This is a genomic window from Aeromonas popoffii (assembly GCF_000820025.1).
GTDB lineage: Bacteria > Pseudomonadota > Gammaproteobacteria > Enterobacterales > Aeromonadaceae > Aeromonas > Aeromonas popoffii.
Map to the genome: position 1 here is coordinate 84,982 of NZ_CDBI01000074.1, position 17,361 is coordinate 102,342.

Annotated in this window: 15 protein-coding genes; 7 read left to right on the forward strand and 8 right to left on the reverse strand. The window is 59.4% G+C overall.

Annotated elements, in window-relative coordinates:
* Positions 1-41 precede the first annotated feature (41 nt).
* Both BN1129_RS15610 and rplY read left to right on the forward strand, forming a co-directional pair.
* Complete coding sequence (locus BN1129_RS15610) at positions 42-899, forward strand: hypothetical protein (RefSeq protein ID WP_042037694.1); 858 nt, start codon at positions 42-44, stop codon at positions 897-899.
* Positions 900-1,005: 106 nt separating this feature from the next.
* The gene (gene rplY, locus BN1129_RS15615; RefSeq protein ID WP_042037696.1) at positions 1,006-1,293 is read left to right on the forward strand and encodes a 50S ribosomal protein L25; all 288 of its coding nucleotides are present in this window, start codon (positions 1,006-1,008) and stop codon (positions 1,291-1,293) included.
* A 143-nt stretch (positions 1,294-1,436) separates the two neighbouring features.
* On the opposite strand, the gene BN1129_RS15620 is transcribed toward rplY, so the two are convergent.
* The 6 genes from BN1129_RS15620 to BN1129_RS15650 all read right to left on the reverse strand — a co-directional run bounded on the left by BN1129_RS15620 (position 1,437) and on the right by BN1129_RS15650 (position 8,943).
* Positions 1,437-2,081: an MBL fold metallo-hydrolase gene (locus BN1129_RS15620; RefSeq protein WP_042037698.1), complete on the reverse strand. Its 645-nt coding sequence runs from the start codon at positions 2,079-2,081 to the stop codon at positions 1,437-1,439.
* Positions 2,082-2,112: 31 nt separating this feature from the next.
* A complete protein-coding gene (gene mnmH / locus BN1129_RS15625) occupies positions 2,113-3,228 on the reverse strand; it encodes a tRNA 2-selenouridine(34) synthase MnmH (protein ID WP_042037700.1) in 1,116 nt (371 codons plus the stop codon).
* A 13-nt stretch (positions 3,229-3,241) separates the two neighbouring features.
* Positions 3,242-4,279, reverse strand: a complete 1,038-nt coding sequence (selD, locus tag BN1129_RS15630) for a selenide, water dikinase SelD (RefSeq protein WP_042037702.1) — start codon at positions 4,277-4,279, stop codon at positions 3,242-3,244.
* 399 nt (positions 4,280-4,678) lie between these two features.
* Positions 4,679-5,863 (reverse strand): acyltransferase family protein, encoded by a 1,185-nt coding sequence (locus BN1129_RS15635; protein WP_042037706.1) that lies wholly within the window; start codon positions 5,861-5,863, stop codon positions 4,679-4,681.
* Between the two features lie 341 nt (positions 5,864-6,204).
* Complete coding sequence (locus tag BN1129_RS15645) at positions 6,205-7,398, reverse strand: class I SAM-dependent methyltransferase (protein ID WP_042037710.1); 1,194 nt, start codon at positions 7,396-7,398, stop codon at positions 6,205-6,207.
* A gap of 114 nt (positions 7,399-7,512) precedes the next feature.
* Positions 7,513-8,943: a methyl-accepting chemotaxis protein gene (locus BN1129_RS15650; RefSeq protein ID WP_042037713.1), complete on the reverse strand. Its 1,431-nt coding sequence runs from the start codon at positions 8,941-8,943 to the stop codon at positions 7,513-7,515.
* 85 nt (positions 8,944-9,028) lie between these two features.
* On the opposite strand from BN1129_RS15650, the gene yccX reads away from it, so the two are divergent.
* Positions 9,029-9,301, forward strand: coding sequence for an acylphosphatase (gene yccX / locus BN1129_RS15655; RefSeq protein WP_042037715.1), 273 nt, complete (start codon positions 9,029-9,031; stop codon positions 9,299-9,301).
* Between the two features lie 69 nt (positions 9,302-9,370).
* Here the strand turns inward: yccX and BN1129_RS15660 are convergent, their stop codons facing one another.
* Entirely contained in the window at positions 9,371-10,006 is a 636-nt protein-coding gene (locus BN1129_RS15660) for a glutathione S-transferase family protein (protein ID WP_042037718.1), read from the reverse strand.
* Positions 10,007-10,211: 205 nt separating this feature from the next.
* Positions 10,212-12,245 (reverse strand): methionine--tRNA ligase, encoded by a 2,034-nt coding sequence (gene metG / locus BN1129_RS15665; RefSeq protein ID WP_042037720.1) that lies wholly within the window; start codon positions 12,243-12,245, stop codon positions 10,212-10,214.
* Positions 12,246-12,431: 186 nt separating this feature from the next.
* Here metG and apbC point away from each other — a divergent pair, with 186 nt between their 5' ends.
* From apbC to BN1129_RS15685, 4 genes are all read left to right on the forward strand, one after another.
* Positions 12,432-13,514, forward strand: coding sequence for an iron-sulfur cluster carrier protein ApbC (gene apbC, locus BN1129_RS15670; protein WP_042037722.1), 1,083 nt, complete (start codon positions 12,432-12,434; stop codon positions 13,512-13,514).
* 109 nt (positions 13,515-13,623) lie between these two features.
* Positions 13,624-14,268 (forward strand): uridine kinase, encoded by a 645-nt coding sequence (gene udk, locus BN1129_RS15675; protein ID WP_042037723.1) that lies wholly within the window; start codon positions 13,624-13,626, stop codon positions 14,266-14,268.
* A 63-nt stretch (positions 14,269-14,331) separates the two neighbouring features.
* Positions 14,332-14,913 (forward strand): dCTP deaminase, encoded by a 582-nt coding sequence (dcd, locus tag BN1129_RS15680; RefSeq protein WP_042037725.1) that lies wholly within the window; start codon positions 14,332-14,334, stop codon positions 14,911-14,913.
* A gap of 442 nt (positions 14,914-15,355) precedes the next feature.
* A complete protein-coding gene (locus tag BN1129_RS15685; protein ID WP_042037726.1) occupies positions 15,356-16,828 on the forward strand; it encodes an inorganic phosphate transporter in 1,473 nt (490 codons plus the stop codon).
* The last annotated feature ends 533 nt before the right edge of the window (positions 16,829-17,361 follow it).

The following is a 17,361-nucleotide window of genomic DNA, read 5'->3' on the forward strand; positions in this document are numbered from 1 at the left end:
AGTCAGCTGGCCCCTTCAAACCACAAGTCAGGGAGGCAAGGATGCTGGGGATCTGGTTGAGTGTGGCGCAGGTGGTGATCAGCGGTTACCAGCCTATTGCAGAGCAAACCTGGGTGCAGTTGAACCCGGAATATTACCCGCTGCATCGCTCCCCGCCGGCCATCTTCGTGGCCTGGCGGGGCAATCAGTTCCCCCTGCTCGAACTCAAGCAGAAGAAGGGGCGCTGGCAGGTGCTGTTTCCGGCCCGGCTGGTGCCGCCCTTCGATCTGTTTGAGGGGGAGGCGCAGCTCTCCAAGGCGTATCTTGCCAGGCTCAGGCGCATCGATGAGGCCGCTTATGGCTTGGCACCCATCGCGCCCGTCACGTCACCGCATTATGGCGAGCAGGAGGTGGCCAGTCTGGGGGTCCCCTTCATGGCTGAATTCACGCCGCCAGCGATGCCGGGTCAGCCGCGCGCCGCCAGCTTGGGCGCAGAGCCGCAGGGTATGAGCCTGGCCCTGAACGCAGCCTGGCGCGCACCGGATACCCTGCTGGTCCATGTTGCCCATGGCGAGGTGACGCCTGCGGTGAACGCATCTCCCAGCGGTGAGACGCTGACGCTCTCGGCGCCAGCGGTCGGCAATGGCAAGCGGGTCTGTCATCAGGTGGCATCCGGAGAGACACTGTGGCGCATCGCCGCCACCCTGGCCCAAAATGGCACTGTCACTGGGGCGGCGGGAGACACTTACAGCTATCTGTTGGCCATCGTAGATGACAATCGCCCGCTGATGGGCAACAGCATCCGGGTCAAGGCGGGGGATACCCTCTACTGTCCGGCTCCCCAGACCCTGGCCCGCTTCGATGCCCTGAGTGCGGCAGAGCGACAACAGCGGTTTGTTCGGCTGGAGCAGGGGCGTTAAGGTCTCTTGTTACTGTTCTGGGCCCGTGCTAGTATGCGCCCTCGTTTTGCGAGGTGCTGACCGGTCGCAGTCAGCACCATAAATTCATCTATATGAGATAACCACTATGTCTTTCGTATTCCAAGCTGAAGTCCGTTCTGACCTGGGGAAAGGTGCGAGCCGCCGCCTGCGTCACGCTGACCAAGTTCCTGCCATCATCTACGGTGCCGGCAAAGAAGCTCAGTCCATCACTGTTGACCACAAAAAATTCATCATTGCCCAAGAGAAGCCGGAATTCTACGAATCCGTGCTGACCCTGGTCATCAACGGTGAAGAAGTCAGCGTTAAAGTGAAGGCTATCCAGCGTCACCCGGTTAAGCCGAAGCTGGTTCACCTGGACTTCGTTCGCGTTTAATCGCGAGCTATCCAGTTGAAAAAAGCCACTCTCAGGAGTGGCTTTTTGCTGTCTGGCGTTTGATGCAACGCGCAGCAAACCATGAAAAAGAGGGCAACCCCGGGGTTGCCCTCTTTTTTTGCGTGGCTGGCCCTCTGCGCCCGTTACCAGAGAGGCTGGGTCAGGTAGGGGTTGCTTGCTTTCTCACGACCGAAGGTGGAACTGGGGCCGTGGCCCGGAATAAAGACGATCTCGTCACCCAGTGGCAGCAGGGTCTCGGTGATCGACTTAATCAGGGTGGCGTGATCGCCCCGGGGGAAGTCGGTACGGCCAATGCTGCCGGCAAAGAGCACATCGCCAACCCAGGCAAGTTTTTCGGCCTGGCTCAGCAGCACGATATGGCCCGGGGTGTGGCCGGGGCAGAAATGGACCTCCAGCTCGCAGTTGCCCAGCGTCACCTTGTCACCCTGCGCGAGCCACTGGTCGGGGGCGAAGGCGGGGGTATGGGCGAAGCCGAACATCTGGCTCTGCTGGGGCAGCATGTCGAGCCAGAAGGCGTCTTCTTTGTGGGGCCCGGTAATGGTGACGCCGGTCTTTTCCCGCAGCTCAGCCGCCGCGCCCACGTGATCCAGATGACCGTGGGTCAGCAGTATGTGGGTCAGGGTCAGCCCGCGCTTGGCGATGGCGGCCAGCAGTTTGTCCGCTTCGCCACCCGGGTCGATCAACGCCGCCTGACGGGTTTCATCACACCAGATAAGGGAGCAGTTCTGGGCGAACTGGGTGACCGGGATCACCTCGAATGTCAACATGTGGGGTCCTCTTGTTAGAAAGGGGATGAGGTCAGCCTTGTTGCGCGTTGGTGCGCTGCTCGGCGAAGTAGTCGAGACAGGCCTGCTTGTCACCCCGGAACACGATGCGCTCCTGCTTGTTGCCAAGCTGGTAGAGATACATGGGGTCGTAGTAGCGGGTCAGCAGCAGGGTGATCCAGGCCAGATGCGGCTCGGTCGCGCCACTGCTGGCCTGCTCGGTGAGGGCTGTCTGCATCAGCGCATCCAGCTCGCGGTGAGCCTGATCGCCGAGGCGACGCTTGAGACGGGCCAGTGCATCGGTGAGGTAGGCGGCAAACAGCGGCCAGCCCTCTTGTGCGCCGAACATGGCCTGATAACGCAGCCAGAGATCGTGCACATAGTCCTGGCGGATCTGTTCGGCCCTCTCTCCCTGCGGCACATCCACCACCACCAGCGGGGCCTTGCACATGGAATCGAACAGCGTGTTAGGCAGGCAGCAGCGGCCAATCAGCCGGCTCTCATCCTCCACCACGAAGGCTTGTTCGCCCTTGTGGCGGCGCTTGAGCAGCTCGATGGCCATGTTGTTTTCAAAGTTGATGTTGCTGGGCTGGCCGCCGGGCAGCTGGCCAAACGACGAGCCCCTGTGGCGGGCATGGCCTTCCAGGTCGAGCGCCTGGGCCACATGGCCCAGCATATGGGTCTTGCCGGAGCCGGTCATGCCGGTCAGCACGCTCCACTGGCACTCGGCCGCGGCCTTGTCCAGGGTATCGATCAGAAAACGGCGCAGCTCCTTGTAGCCACCGGCGACGCGAGGGCGGGTGATCCCGGCATCAGCCAGCCACTGTTGAACGGTTTGTGAGCGCAGGCCACCGCGAAAGCAATAGATCAATGCCTCGGGCTGCTGGTGCAACTGTGCCAGCCAGCCTTCGACTCGCTCGGCGCGTACCGCTCCCCCCACCAGGGTGTGACCAAGCTCAATGGCGGCGGCCTGACCCTGCTTCTTGAAGCAGGTCCCCACCTGGGCGCGCTCATCGTCTGTCATCAAGGGCAGACTGGTCGAGCAGGGGAAGGCCCCCTCCTTGAACTCGATGGGGGCGCGCACGTCTATCAAGGGCACATCGCCTAAAAATATGTGGGCGTAGTCGGTGGCCAGCGGCAATTCACTCATTGGGCTATCTCACTCATTGGACAATCTCGATAAAGCGGGTGCCCTCAAGGGGCTTGATCTGGCCGATGGGCGAGAGCGCAAGGCCTGCTTCCCGCGCGATGGCGAGCAGCTCGGCTTCGCTATCCTTGCCCACGGCGACCAGCAGGCCACCGCTGGTTTGCGGATCGCACATGATGTTGCGGGTGCGATCATCCATGGCATCCAGCTTGTGGCCGTAGGAGTCGTGGTTACGCAGGGTGCCGCCCGGTACGCAGCCCTCGGAGAGGTAGTAATCCACCTCGTCCAGCAGCGGCAGCGCTTCGAAGTCGAGGCGGGCACTGACTTTGGAGCCTTCGCACATCTCCAGCAGGTGACCGGCCAGACCAAAACCGGTGACGTCGGTCATGGCGTGAACCCCCGGCAGCTCGGCAAAACGCTGGCCAATCTTGTTGAGGGTGCACATGGCGTTGGGGGCCAACTGCTCGTGCTCGGGCTTGAGCTTGCTCTTCTTCTGGGCGGTGGTGAGGATGCCGATGCCAAGGGGCTTGGTCAGATAGAGGGTGTCACCCACCTTGGCGGTGTCGTTCTGCTTGATGGCATCCAGAGGCACGATACCGGTTACCGCGAGGCCGAAGATGGGCTCGGGGGCGTCGATGCTGTGGCCACCGGCCAGCGAGATCCCCGCTTCATGGCACACCTGACGGCCACCGTCGATCACCTGCTGCGCAATCTCGGGAGCGAGCGTGTTGATTGGCCAGCCGAGAATGGCGATGGCGACGATGGGCTTGCCGCCCATGGCGTAGATGTCGCTGATGGCGTTAGTGGCGGCGATGCGGCCAAAGGTAAAGGGATCGTCGACGATGGGCATGAAGAAGTCGGTGGTGGAGACGATACCCTGACCGTTGCCGATATCGACCACGGCCGCGTCATCCTTGCTGCTGTTGCCCACCACTAGGGTCGGGTCGTCAAAGCCCGGGATCTGGCTCTTGAGAATGGTGTCGAGCACCTTGGGAGAAATTTTGCAGCCGCAGCCAGCACCGTGGCTGTATTGGGTCAGACGAATGGAAGACATACTTACCCCTTATGCAGAGGCTCTGTGGAGCCGTCTTGGTCAATGGGCGGTCATCCGCCGCCTTGTAGACAGGCAGACAAGATACCGCAAAAAATGGGTGGCCTCGGTGCCAACGGGGGCAGCGATTTCAGGCAGCCATGGGAAGGCCACCAAGCCGGACGGGGAGGAGGGGCGACATGGTGCGCCAGAGCAGCCCCGCCAAGGGCCACAGGACGGGGCATTATGCCACAAATGCCCTCTCTGGTTCGAACTGGAATTCATACAAAGCGCAGGGGATTGGTGGGAAAAATGAGAGAGGGGACAGCCTTCGCCATACGCTGGCCGTGAGGCATATCCCCCTGTGTTGTCCCGATGAGGCTGAGCCTGTCTCGCTTCGGGGCCATGTTTGGGCGGCGGACCTTACCCGGCTCGCTCCAGCGCCGGTTGCCGTGACTTGCCCCAGCGGCGCAGACGCCGTTGCAGTGGCCGCTCCAGCAGGTTGTAGCTTAACGCCGAGAGGCCGATCAGCACCGCCAGCATCAGCAAGGTCGCCACCACGCCCAACAGCGGGTGGGTCTGGGCATACCACCACGCGGTGAGCTCCGGCGCCAGATAGTGGATCAGTTCGCAACCCGTGAGCAATACCAGCGCATGCAGCAGGTAGACGGAGTAGGAGAGATCCCCCAGCCAGTTGGTGAATCGGTTGTCCAGCAGGCGCAGCAGCGGACTCTGGCGCGCCCCCTGTGCGGCGGCAATCCAGATCAGCAGCACGTAGGCACCAATGAGCAGCAAAGTCAGTGGCGGCGTCATGGTGAACTGCATCAGCGCGAAGGGCAGCACAAAGGCGATCAGCAGCGGCAGATCCCGTTGCATCATGGGCAAGCGTTGCGCGGCTTTTACCCTGGGCAGCAGCCAGAGCCAGAGCACAAATTCACTCACCCCGCGCCACACAGCCAGCGCCCCGCTGGTGACATCCAGAGTGCCGCGACTGTGCACGATAAACGCCAGCACCGTCAGCGCGAACAGGGGCGCGAGATGGCTCCAGCGACTGCGGGATACCGCGAGCGGAATAAGCAGCGGGAACAGCAGGTAGCTTATCCACTCCACGCTGAGCGACCAGGCGGCGAAGTTCCAGGTCAGTCCGTGATCCGTCACCACCTGTAGCAGCAGGAAGGCGCTTGGCAGTGCCTCGGCCGGGGTGAAGGGGGAGCCGAAGGGGGGCATACCTTCCCACTCCCACATCTTGAACAAGGGGCCTGCATAGAAGCCCACCCCGTGCTGCGCCTTGTAAAGCTCCCAGCCAACCAGCAGCACCAGGGTCATAAAGTAGAGGGGGTAGACGCGGGTCAGCCGCAGCCAGAGAAAGCGGCCATAGCCCAGGGTGCGGGGCGTGCGGGTGAAGGCCTCCCCGTAGACGTGGGCCAGCACCAGTCCGCTCAAAATAAAGAACAGATCGACCCAGAGGTAGCCGTTCTCGATGAGTTGCGTGTGGCCTGCGATCGACTCCATCCACTGGGGAAAGAGCACTAATCGGGCATGGAACAGCACCACCATCAGGGCAGCGATGCCCCGCAGCGGCGTTAACAGCGGCAATGATTGATTCATATCGGGATCCCTTGTGATGTTCAGCTTGGCCTGACATCGTTTTTTGTTGTTGTGCCGCCCATCAATCCTGACGGGGCGGCGGCCCCGGCTTGGCTGCCGCAGGCGGGATCACACTACAAAAAAGAGATTCATACGGGTGTGATTTAAGTCATAAATGTGCAGGGATTGTGCAAAAAAGTTAAACAGAGAAACAGTGGAGAACCGGCAGGGAAAGAGGAGCAGGGCGGAGAGGGTAGTCATCGGGATGGGGGGCGAGTTTCAGGCTCAGGTCTATACACAGCGACGCAAAACAATCAGGCCCGCAAGGGGCCTGATTGATCACAAGGGAAGATGACGGCCGATCAGCGGGCGCGCACCACCAGACCCTTGAGGTAGAAACCTTCCGGATAGGCGGTGCCGATGGGGTGATCGGAGGCTTGTGACAACAGCTCCAGGATCTGGGCATCGCGACCGGCATCGAGCGCCGCATCGGCCACTATCTTCTGGAACAGGCTCTGCTCCATCAAGCCAGAGCAGGAGTAGGTCAAGAGCACACCACCCGGCGCCAGCAGCTGGAACGCCAACATGTTGATGTCCTTGTAACCACGGCAGGCACCCAGCAGTTGGGCCTTGCTCTCGGCAAATTTGGGTGGATCCAGCACGATGACATCGAACTTCTCGCCCTTCTCACGGTATTCGCGCAGCAGCTTGAACACATCGTGGCGGACGAACTGGGTGTTGCTGATATCGAGCCCGTTCAGCTCGGCATTCTGGCGAGCGATATCCAGCGCATTCTGAGAGAGATCGACGTTGACCACCTCTTTAGCGCCACCCTTGAGGGCATAAATGCCAAAACCACCGGTGTAGCTGAAGCAGTTAAGGACACGTTTGCCTTCGGTGTACTTGGAGACCGCCTGACGGTTGTCGCGCTGATCCAGATAGAAGCCGGTTTTGTGGCCGTTGCGAATATCCACCAGGATCTTCACGCCGCCGTTCTCTTCGATCACGACCGGTTCGGTCGGGGCTTCGCCATGGATGACACCGGTGCGCTCTTTCAGCCCCTCTTTTTTACGTACTGCTACGTCGGAGCGCTCATAGATGTTGCACTCTGGGTAGAGGGTTCGCAGGGCTTGCGTTATCAGCTCACGCTGGAACTCGGCACCAGCGGAGAGGATCTGGCACACCAGAAAATCGGCATAACGGTCGATGGTCAGGCCCGGCAGGCCGTCAGATTCGGCGGCGCACAGGCGATAGCCGGTGAGACCCTGACGCTTGATCAGCGGATCGCGAGACTCCTGCGCATATTTGAGGCGGCGGATAAAGAAGTCGAGATCGATTGTCTCTTCTTTATTGAAGGTCCAGACCCGAGCACGGATCTGGGAGCTGCCTGACCAGGCACCACGGGCGAGCCATTTGCCATCGTTGGCGTAAATCTCGACGGTATCGCCGTCAACGGGGTTGCCTTCAACCCGCTCAATCCCCTTGGAGAAGATCCAGGGGTGACGGCGCAGCAGGGATTTTTCGCGGCCTTTGACGAGATAGATGAAAACGCTCATGGGTGTTTGCCGATGGTAAAAAGAAAAGGGGCCACATTCTATGTGGCCCGCTGGTAAAACTCAAACAACCTTGGCAAGAGAGCCCGGTTTGTCTGATCTGGCATCGGGCTCAGATCAGCTCTTGATCCCCTTCAATGCTTGGGCCAGCTCGGTTGCCGTGCCTTTGAGCCCGGCAGTGCCGGCCACCGAAGCGCTGGCGGATTCCTCCACCTGACCCGCTTCGTGGCGCACCTGGTCCAGGTTGCGGGTGATCTCCTCGGCGACCGAACTCTGCTCTTCGCTGGAGGTGGCGATCTGGGTACTCATCTCCAGCACTGCATCGCTGTGATGGCTGAGCTTGTCGATGTCGAGCCCCACTTCGCTGATCAGCGCCTGGCTGCTGGCAGCGCGGTCAACGGTTTTCTCCATGATGTCGTTGAGGGCACCGGTACCGGTCTGCAGCTCTTCGATCATCTGCTGGATCTCGACGGTGGCCTGCTGGGTGCGGCTGGCGAGGGTACGTACCTCGTCGGCCACCACCGCAAAGCCGCGTCCCTGCTCACCGGCCCGTGCCGCCTCGATGGCGGCGTTGAGCGCTAGCAGGTTGGTCTGCTGGGAGATGGCGTTGATGACGTTGACCACCTCGTTGATCCGGTTAGCATTGTCGGTGAGCCGCTCTACCGCGCCGGAGGCATTGCCTATCTCGTCGGCCAGGGTGCGGATGGTGGCGATGGTAAGGGATACCCGGGCGGCGCCATTGGCCGCCTCTTCGCTCGACTGACGGGTCTGTTGCAGGGTGTCGTTGGCGTTGCGCGCCACTTCGCGGATGGCGGCCGACATCTGCTCCATGGCGGCGGCCAGGGAGTCCATGTGCTGGCGCTGGGAGCGGGCCATGGTTTCCCCTTCGCTGGCGTGATCGCGAAACTCGTCGGCGGCCATGGTGAGCGCCTCGGCAGACTCCTCCACCAGTTGTACTATCTTGTGCTGGCGGTCGGTGAATCTGTCTATGCTGCCCGCGAGGATGGAGAACTCGTCCCGCACCGGGAAGAAATTGAGGCGGAAGGTGAGATCCCCGTCAGCCACTGTCTGTAACGCCTTGTTGGTGGAGTAGAGGGCACCGGAGACAAAGGTCATCAGATAGTGGGTGATGAGGGCCAGCAAGGCCGCCAGCACGGCGATGATGGTGAGGGTGGTACCTTGTCCTTCCCACATGGAGTAGCGACCGGCATCCAGGCTGCCGGTCACGAAACCGGCCTGGCCTGCGCTGGCGCTGAAACGGTAGTTGTCGCCCTGCTGGCTCAGGCCGGCACTGCCGGTCGGGCTGACGGTAAGATCGGCGGGCAGGGTGAGGGTGGCTTGCTGGCTTACCAGTTGGGCGCTGGTCTCGACCCGTTGTTTGAGTTGATCCAGCCGGATCTGCATCTGCTGATCATGACCGTCAGCCAGCAGGTACCCGGTGAGCAGGGCGATGAACAACAAAGGGCACCAGAAGGTGATGAGAAATTTTTCGCTGATCGTGAGGTGAATGAGATAACGGTCAACCCACCGGAATTTTACTTCTTTCATAATGGCATTGCGTCCTGCAAGGGGAAGAGAGTGTCGCGCTCATTATCGCCTTGGGGGAGAATTTCTTAAGGGGAAGGTGTGAGAAATGAGAGAGCAATCGTTTGTCGTACGAGTCTGGGGTCAGGTGCAAGGGGTTGGATTTCGCTACTTCACCCGAGAACAGGCGCTGCAACTGGGGCTGCGCGGCCACGCCTATAACCTGGAGGACGGGTCGGTGGAGATCCTGATCTGTGGGCCCGAGCACAGGGTGCAGATGATGCTGGGCTGGCTGGAACACGGGCCGCGCACCGCCGAAGTGACCCGGATGGAGTATACGGAGGCGCCGCCGCCCAAAGGGAGTGGCTTTCATACCAATTGAGCGCAGCGAAACCGCCATGTCACGCATGAAAACGGGAGCCATCGGGGCTCCCGTTTGCACATGTTGGCGTCAGCTGGCCTGGGCGGCGTCGGCGATGGCCTGGGTCTTGGCCAGCACGGCCTGCAGAGCCGGGCGTTTGGCCAGACGATCCCGATAGGCGGCCAGCTTGGATGGAATGGTCTGCTCGAAGCGGGTTGCCCACATCAGGGTATGGGCCAGCAGCAGATCCGCCAGGGTGATCTGCTCGCCCAGCAGGTAGCCGTGCGCCGGCACCCAGGACTCGGCGATGGCTGCCGCCTTGTCAAACTCCCACTTGGCGGTGGGGAAGATGGCCGGCAGGCGCTGTGGTTCGGGCAGTGCAAACTTGTGCTTGCCGATGGTCCACAAGGGTTGCTCCAGCTCACAGGTGATGAAGCTGACCCACTGGGCATGCAGCGCCGATGCCTGCGTTCCTCTGGCTGGCAGCCAATCTGCACCATAGTTTTCTGCCAGGTACTGCATGATGGCGGCAGATTCGGTCAGCACAAAATCCCCATCTTTGAGCACCGGCATCTTGCCGCTCGGGTTCAGCGCCAGAAACCAGTCGCTGCGATTCTCGCCCTTGGCGAAATCGAGAAACTGAAATTGCCACGCCACGCCCAACTCTTCCAGTAACCAGGAGATGCGCAGGGCTCGACTGACAGGGGTTCCGTATAAGGTGATCATGCTTGCTCCTTGCCTGATGGAGGGGGTCGATGTGCGACCCGAAGTGAACAGGCAGTCTAGGCAAATTGCGCGGCGGCAACAAGCCGATATGGGAGTGGTGGCGATGGGAGGCCGCTGCCATGCCGTGTAAAATGCCGTGTAAAAAGGGGGATCAAAAAAGAGAGGCCAAATGGCCTCTCTTCTCATGGGGGGTGAGCAAGCGTGCTTATTTGACGCGCATGCCAGGCTGAGCGCCTTCCTGCGGCTCCAGGATCCAGAGATCCTTGCCGCCCGGGCCTGCGGCCAGCACCATGCCTTCGGACATGCCAAAGCGCATCTTGCGTGGCGCCAGGTTGGCCACCATCACGGTCAGCTTGCCTTCCAGATCTTCCGGGTTGTAGGCGGATTTGATGCCGGCAAACACCTGACGGGTTTCACCGCCCAGATCCAGCTGCAGCTTGAGCAGCTTGTCGGCCTCCGGTACCGCTTCGGCCTTCTTGATCAGTGCGACCCGCAGGTCAAGCTTGGCGAAATCATCAAAAGAGATGGTTTCGCTGATAGGATCATCTGCCAGCGGGCCGGTGATCTTGGGGGCTTGCTCCTTGGCAAGGTCCTCCTTGGAGGCCTCGATCATGGCTTCAATCTTGGCGGGCTCGATGCGGGAGAAGAGTGCCTTGAACGGAGTCAGCTGATGGTTGGTCAGTGGCAGTGCCACACCATCCCAAGTGAGGGTTTCACCCAGGAAGGCTTCGGCACGTTCGGCCAAGAGCGGCATGACCGGCTTGAGGTAGGCCATCAGCACACGGAACAGGTTGATACCGACTGAGCAGACCGCTTGCAGCTCGGCGTCAGCCCCTTCTTGCTTGGCCAGTACCCAGGGCGCCTTCTCATCCACATAGCGGTTAGCCTTGTCGGCCAGCGCCATGATCTCGCGGATGGCACGGCTGAACTCGCGCGCTTCATAGGCCTCGCTGATGGAGGTGCTGGCATTGGCGAACTCGGCGTAGAGCTCGGGCTCGGCGCAGGTGGCGGCCAGTTTGCCGTCGAAACGCTTGGCGATGAAGCCGGCGTTGCGGGAGGCGAGGTTGACCAGCTTGTTGACCACGTCGGCGTTGACCCGCGCCACGAAGTCATCCAGGTTCAAGTCCAGATCGTCGATGCGGCTGTTGAGCTTGGCGGCGTAGTAGTAACGCAGGCACTCCGGATCCAGGTGGTTCAGATAAGTGGATGCCTTGATGAAGGTGCCCTTGGATTTGGACATCTTGGCGCCGTTGACGGTCACATAGCCGTGCACGTTGACCTTGGTCGGCTTGCGGAAGTTGGCACCTTCCAGCATGGCTGGCCAGAACAGGCAGTGGAAGTAGGCGATGTCTTTACCGATGAAGTGGTAGAGCTCGGCGCTGGAGTCTTTGTTCCAGTAGCTGTCAAAGTCGATGTCGCCGCGCTTGTTACAGAGGTTCTTGAACGACGCCATGTAGCCGATGGGGGCATCCAGCCAGACGTAGAAGAACTTACCCGGAGCACCCGGGATCTCGAAACCGAAGTAGGGGGCATCGCGGGTGATGTCCCACTGCTGCAGGCCGCTCTCGAACCACTCCTGCATCTTGTTGGCCATCTCTTCCTGAATGGCGCCAGAACCGCGCACCCAGCCGGCCAGCCAGGTTTCAAACTGCGGCAGGTCGAAGAAGAAATGCTCTGAGTCTTTCATGACTGGCGTGGCGCCTGAGACGGCGGATTTCGGATCGATCAGCTCGGTCGGGCTGTAGGTAGCGCCGCAGCTGTCACAGTTGTCGCCGTATTGCTCCGGAGACTTGCACTTGGGGCAGGTGCCCTTGACGAAGCGGTCCGGCAGGAACATGGATTTTTCCGGATCGAACAGCTGGGTGATGGTGCGACCCTTGATAAAGCCACCGGCTTTCAGACGACCGTAAATCAGCTCCGCCAGCTCGCGGTTCTCGTCGCTGTGGGTGGAGTGATAGTTGTCAAAGCTGATGTTGAACCCGGCGAAGTCTGTCTGGTGCTCTTTGGATACGGCCGCAATCATCTCTTCCGGGGTGATCCCCATCTGTTGCGCTTTGAGCATGATGGGGGTGCCATGGGCATCATCGGCACAGATGAAGTGCACCTGATGACCGCGCATTCGCTGATAACGAACCCAGATATCGGCCTGGATGTGTTCCAGCATGTGGCCAAGATGGATGGAGCCATTGGCATAAGGGAGGGCGCAGGTTACCAGCATTGTACGAGGATCAGTTGCCATATAGTCGTTCTTGATGTGCTTGTTGGGATGATACAGTGCCGTGCATGTTACCCGAATTGGGGGTAGCCTGCCTAGGGTTGTGGCGCTGTCCGCCCTGGTGCTCGCGCTGGTTGGCAAGCAGGCAAGCCACTGATTTGTGTGCGGTAACCGTTCACCTCAAGATAATGACAAGATAATGAGGAGTTAATGGTGATTGATTCAGTAAAACAGATCCTGGCCGAATTTAAACCGACAGGGTGGGGCAAGGATCTGGTTGCGGCCGGGTTTGTGCGCAGCGCAGCGTTGCAGGGGAAAAGCCTGACCATAGCGCTGGTGTTGCCCTTTGCCGGGCGTTCCCTGTTTGAGCAGATCAAGCAGGACTTCGATGTCCGGCTGCGCGGCGCCACCGGCGCTACTCGCATCGACTGGGTGTGTGACATCGAGGTGGCCAGCTTGCCGCGGGCGCAAGGGCTGGCAGCGGTGCAGGGGATCCGCAACATCCTGGTGGTCGCCTCCGGCAAGGGCGGGGTGGGCAAGTCCACCACGGCCGTCAACCTGGCGCTGGCGTTGCAAAAGGAGGGGGCGCGAGTCGCCATTCTGGATGCGGATATCTATGGACCCTCCATTCCGACCATGATGGGGACGGTCAAGGAGCGCCCCAGCAGCCGTGACGGCAAGCTGATGGAGCCCGTGATGGCCTGCGGCCTCAAGAGCAACAGCATCGGCTATCTGGTGGATGAGCAGGACGCCACCATCTGGCGTGGCCCCATGGCGAGCAAGGCACTGGCCCAGATCCTGCACGAGACCCGCTGGGGCGAGGTGGATTATCTGGTGGTGGACATGCCGCCAGGCACGGGTGACATCCAGCTCACCATGGCCCAGCAGGTGCCGACCTCGGCGGCGGTGATCGTGACCACGCCGCAGGACGTGGCGCTGGCGGATGCCCGCAAGGGAGTCGCCATGTTCAACAAGGTCAATGTGCCCGTGCTCGGCATCATAGAAAACATGAGCTATCACCTCTGCAGTGCCTGCGGTCATCACGAGCCCCTGTTTGGGACCGGCGGCGGCCAGAAGATGGCTGAGCAGTATCATGTGGCACTGCTTGGTCAGCTGCCGTTGCACATTGATATCCGCCAGCACATGGATGATGGACGCCCGACCGTGTTCGGTGCACCGGAAGGGAGCCTGGCTCAGGCCTATATGAAACTGGCTCGGCGGGTGGGGGCTGAACTCTATTTCAGCGGTAAACCGATTGCGACCCCTCTCTATACGGTGGCGCTGGATGAATAATCGGCTGTCGTGTGGTTGAGGTGGATTTGAGGGTGGGCATGGCTCACCCTTTTTTATATAATGGATCGGTTTAAACAATCCCCACTGCTCTTCTCTTTAGGTATTTTCAATGTCTGATACTCAACATTCGTGTGTGATCATCGGTATTGCTGGCGCATCCGCGTCTGGCAAGAGCCTTATAGCCCAAACCATTTATGAAGAGCTGGTGGCCGAACTGGGCGCGGGGGAAATCGGTGTCATCTCCGAAGATTGCTACTACAAGGATCAATCCCATCTGACAATGGAAGAGCGGGTCAAGACCAACTATGACCATCCCAGCTCAATGGACCACAGCTTGCTGGTTGAGCATCTTGGCTCTTTGCTCAAGGGGGAAGGGGTAGACCTCCCGCAATATTCCTATTCCGAGCATACTCGGATGGCAGAAGTAAGCCATTTTGCCCCACGCAAGGTGATCATTCTTGAAGGGATCCTGCTGCTGACCGACAGCCGCTTGCGTGATCTGATGGATGCCTCCATCTTCATGGATACCCCGCTGGATATCTGCCTGCTGCGCCGTCTGGTGCGTGATGTGCAAGAGCGTGGTCGTACCATGGATTCCGTGCTTAAGCAGTATCAGAAGACGGTACGTCCCATGTTCCTGCAGTTTATCGAGCCTTCCAAGCAGTACGCGGACGTGATCGTACCCCGTGGTGGCAAGAACCGCATCGCCATCGACATGCTCAAGGCGCGTATCCGCCACATGTTGATTGGTTGAGATGAAACAAGCCGGGTGATGCCCGGCTTTTTTAAATGAACATTTTGTCAGGAGAGTCGCCCAATGCGTCTTTGTGATACCGATATTGAACGCCATCTGGATGAAGGCAAGATCGTCATTGAGCCAAGACCCGGTGTTGAGCGGATCAGCGGCGTCAGCGTCGATGTACTGCTGGGCAACGAGTTTAGAGTGTTTCGCGATCACACTGCCCCCTATATCGACTTGAGCGGCCCGAGTGGCGAGATGGCTGATGCCATCGATCGGGTGATGAGCGACGAGATCCACATTGCAGATGGGGAAGCCTTCTATCTGCACCCGGGCCAACTGGCGTTGGCGGTAACTTATGAATCCGTTACTTTGCCGGCCGACATCGTCGGTTGGCTGGATGGCCGCTCCTCCCTGGCCCGTCTAGGGTTGATGGTGCACGTCACCGCACACCGGATCGATCCGGGTTGGTCCGGTCGCATCGTGCTGGAGTTCTACAACGGCGGCAAGTTGCCGCTGGCGCTGCGTCCCAAGATGAAGATAGGCGCACTGAACTTCGAGATGCTCTCCGGGGCAGCGGCACGTCCCTATAACAAGCGGGAAAATGCCAAGTACAAGAGCCAGCAGGGCGCTGTTGCCAGCCGTATGAATCAGGATTGACCATCGGTGTTGCATGATCCGGTCGACAGCCGAACCGGTGGCAAGGTGTTAACGAAGGGTGCCATTGGCGCCCTTTTTTTCGGGTTTGGCACGGATTGGGGCGACAGGGCAGCATGGGACGGGTGTAAAGGGGTAGGGGAGTGGCTTGCTTTCGCATGCCCTGTGTACAGATGTCGCGATTCTGTCGGTCGAAATCTGACGGTTAAGGTGAGCTAAACACAGTGTTGCCGTGCAAGATTGTGATGAATTGTCCCCATTTGGGGACTTTTTTTGTCAGCGTGGGTCTGTTTAATTAATCGCAGACAAGCCTTGTGGTGACTGGCTTTAAGTTATTTTTTGATAGAATGCTCTTTTTTTTTCTTACTGAAATATTTCAACAGCGGGTATGGCACAACCAGCCTTCTGGCATAATCCGCCGCAACTCATAAACAGGTTCGTTTTTATGTTTGAAATGTTTAGTGGTTTGGGTTTGTGGTGGTCAATCGGTTTGGTATTGGCCGTTTTTTTTGTGTTGGCCTATGAGTTCATCAACGGTTTTCACGATACCGCCAATGCGGTAGCAACGGTTATCTATACCAAGGCGATGCCGGCTCACCTGGCGGTAGTCTCATCGGGGATCTTCAACTTTTTGGGTGTCATGTTCGGTGGTCTGGGGGTGGCCTATGCCATTGTCCACTTGCTGCCGATTGATTTGCTGTTGGGCATGGATTCCACCCAGGGTTTAATCATGGTGTTCTCCCTGCTGTTTTCCGCCATTGTCTGGAATCTGGGGACTTGGTTCCTGGGCATTCCGGCCTCCAGTTCTCACACACTGATCGGTTCCATTCTGGGGGTGGGCGGTGCCTATGCCTGGCTCAACCATCAGCCGCTCACTCAGGGTATCAACGTCGCCAAAGCGATCGACATTATGCTTTCCCTGATCATCTCCCCAACCGTTGGTTTTATCGTGGCAGCCCTGTTGTTGTTTGCCATGAAGCGAGTCTGGCTGGGCAGCAAGATCCACAAGACTCCGCAAGAGCGACTACTGGTGGATGGCAAGAAGCATCCGCCGTTCTGGGCCCGTCTCACTCTGGTCGCCTCCGCCATGGGGGTGAGCTTCGTGCACGGCTCCAACGATGGTCAGAAGGGCATTGGTCTGGTGATGCTGGTGTTGATCTGCATGGCCCCGGCCTATTTCGCACTGAACATGAACAGCCGTTCCTACGAGCTGGATCGCACTCAGGATGCCAACCAGCGCATCATGGAGATCTACCAGCGCAACCAGTCCGCGCTCTCTGGTGTTATCAACTTCTCTGCGCCGGCAACGGCTCAGGAAGAGCTGATGACCCACTGCTCCGCCGATGGCGTGCTGCAGGCGATGGCAACGCTGGATGCCCGTCTTGGCGCTGTGCGCACCTATGAAGAGATGGACCTGACCAATCGTCGGGAAGTGCGTCGCCTGCTGCTGTGTATTGACGACACCGCCCGCAAGGTGTCCAAGCTGCCGTTGCCGGCCAAGGAGTTGACCGATCTGGCCAAATGGCGCAAGGATCTGACTGCGACCGCCGAGTATGCACCGACCTGGGTGATCGTCTCCATCGCACTGGCGCTGGGTTGCGGGACCATGGTGGGTTGGCGTCGTATCGTCTACACAGTCGGCGAGAAGATTGGCTCCACTGGCATGACTTACAGCCAGGGCATCGCCGCCCAGATCACGGCTGCCGCTTCTATCGGTGTTGCCAGTTTGACCGGTATGCCTGTCTCCACCACCCATATCCTCTCCTCTGCGGTAGCGGGGACCATGGTGGCGAACAAGTCAGGCCTGCAGAGCCAGACCATCAAGACCATATTGATGGCCTGGGTGCTGACCCTGCCGCTCACCATGCTGCTCTCTGGTGGCCTGTTTCTTATCAGCCACCGCCTGTTTGGCGGCTGATAACAGCGCACATCCCAGACATTGACGAAGGGCCTACGGGCCCTTTTTTCATGTCTGCGGATTTGAATGGGGGAGTGCAAGGCACTTGCTTGGGCAGACTGAGGGGATGAGAGCCGATGACTTGTTTCTGATGTTTTTGACTCTTTATATGCCATCAAACTAGATGTGTTAAAGACATAGCAACACAAATGGACCAGCATGGATAATCCTGCCTATTCAACAATCTTCTATAGGCGTCATGGAATCCAACCTGATGCGCCATGCTGTCTAGCTTGCCATCCGCTGAAAGGCATAGGTGGGGGCCAGGAGCGCGGCAACCTGTCACTCTGATGTTTGTGCTTGGCTCAGCGCGCGGGAGCGCTGTCGCCTGGGGCAAGCCGAGGTGATGGGGCGATCAGGACATCTCTCCAGGTCATGGTGCTATTAATTGACGGATACTAGGCACAGAGGGTGACTCATAATCGCTGGCTAGGAATGGCAGGGTACGTGGCAAAAGGGGTCACTAGGCGTTGCAGCTTATTGGGCCGTACAGA

Bases quoted from the DNA above. Each gene is read 5' to 3' on its own strand.
- BN1129_RS15610 (WP_042037694.1), top strand. From the start codon at position 42: ATGCTGGGGATCTGGTTGAGTGTGGCGCAGGTGGTGATCAGCGGTTAC.
- rplY (WP_042037696.1), top strand. From the start codon at position 1,006: ATGTCTTTCGTATTCCAAGCTGAAGTCCGTTCTGACCTGGGGAAAGGT.
- BN1129_RS15620 (WP_042037698.1), bottom strand. From the start codon at position 2,081: ATGTTGACATTCGAGGTGATCCCGGTCACCCAGTTCGCCCAGAACTGC.
- mnmH (WP_042037700.1), bottom strand. From the start codon at position 3,228: ATGAGTGAATTGCCGCTGGCCACCGACTACGCCCACATATTTTTAGGC.
- selD (WP_042037702.1), bottom strand. From the start codon at position 4,279: ATGTCTTCCATTCGTCTGACCCAATACAGCCACGGTGCTGGCTGCGGC.
- BN1129_RS15635 (WP_042037706.1), bottom strand. From the start codon at position 5,863: ATGAATCAATCATTGCCGCTGTTAACGCCGCTGCGGGGCATCGCTGCC.
- BN1129_RS15645 (WP_042037710.1), bottom strand. From the start codon at position 7,398: ATGAGCGTTTTCATCTATCTCGTCAAAGGCCGCGAAAAATCCCTGCTG.
- BN1129_RS15650 (WP_042037713.1), bottom strand. From the start codon at position 8,943: ATGAAAGAAGTAAAATTCCGGTGGGTTGACCGTTATCTCATTCACCTC.
- yccX (WP_042037715.1), top strand. From the start codon at position 9,029: ATGAGAGAGCAATCGTTTGTCGTACGAGTCTGGGGTCAGGTGCAAGGG.
- BN1129_RS15660 (WP_042037718.1), bottom strand. From the start codon at position 10,006: ATGATCACCTTATACGGAACCCCTGTCAGTCGAGCCCTGCGCATCTCC.
- metG (WP_042037720.1), bottom strand. From the start codon at position 12,245: ATGGCAACTGATCCTCGTACAATGCTGGTAACCTGCGCCCTCCCTTAT.
- apbC (WP_042037722.1), top strand. From the start codon at position 12,432: ATGGTGATTGATTCAGTAAAACAGATCCTGGCCGAATTTAAACCGACA.
- udk (WP_042037723.1), top strand. From the start codon at position 13,624: ATGTCTGATACTCAACATTCGTGTGTGATCATCGGTATTGCTGGCGCA.
- dcd (WP_042037725.1), top strand. From the start codon at position 14,332: ATGCGTCTTTGTGATACCGATATTGAACGCCATCTGGATGAAGGCAAG.
- BN1129_RS15685 (WP_042037726.1), top strand. From the start codon at position 15,356: ATGTTTGAAATGTTTAGTGGTTTGGGTTTGTGGTGGTCAATCGGTTTG.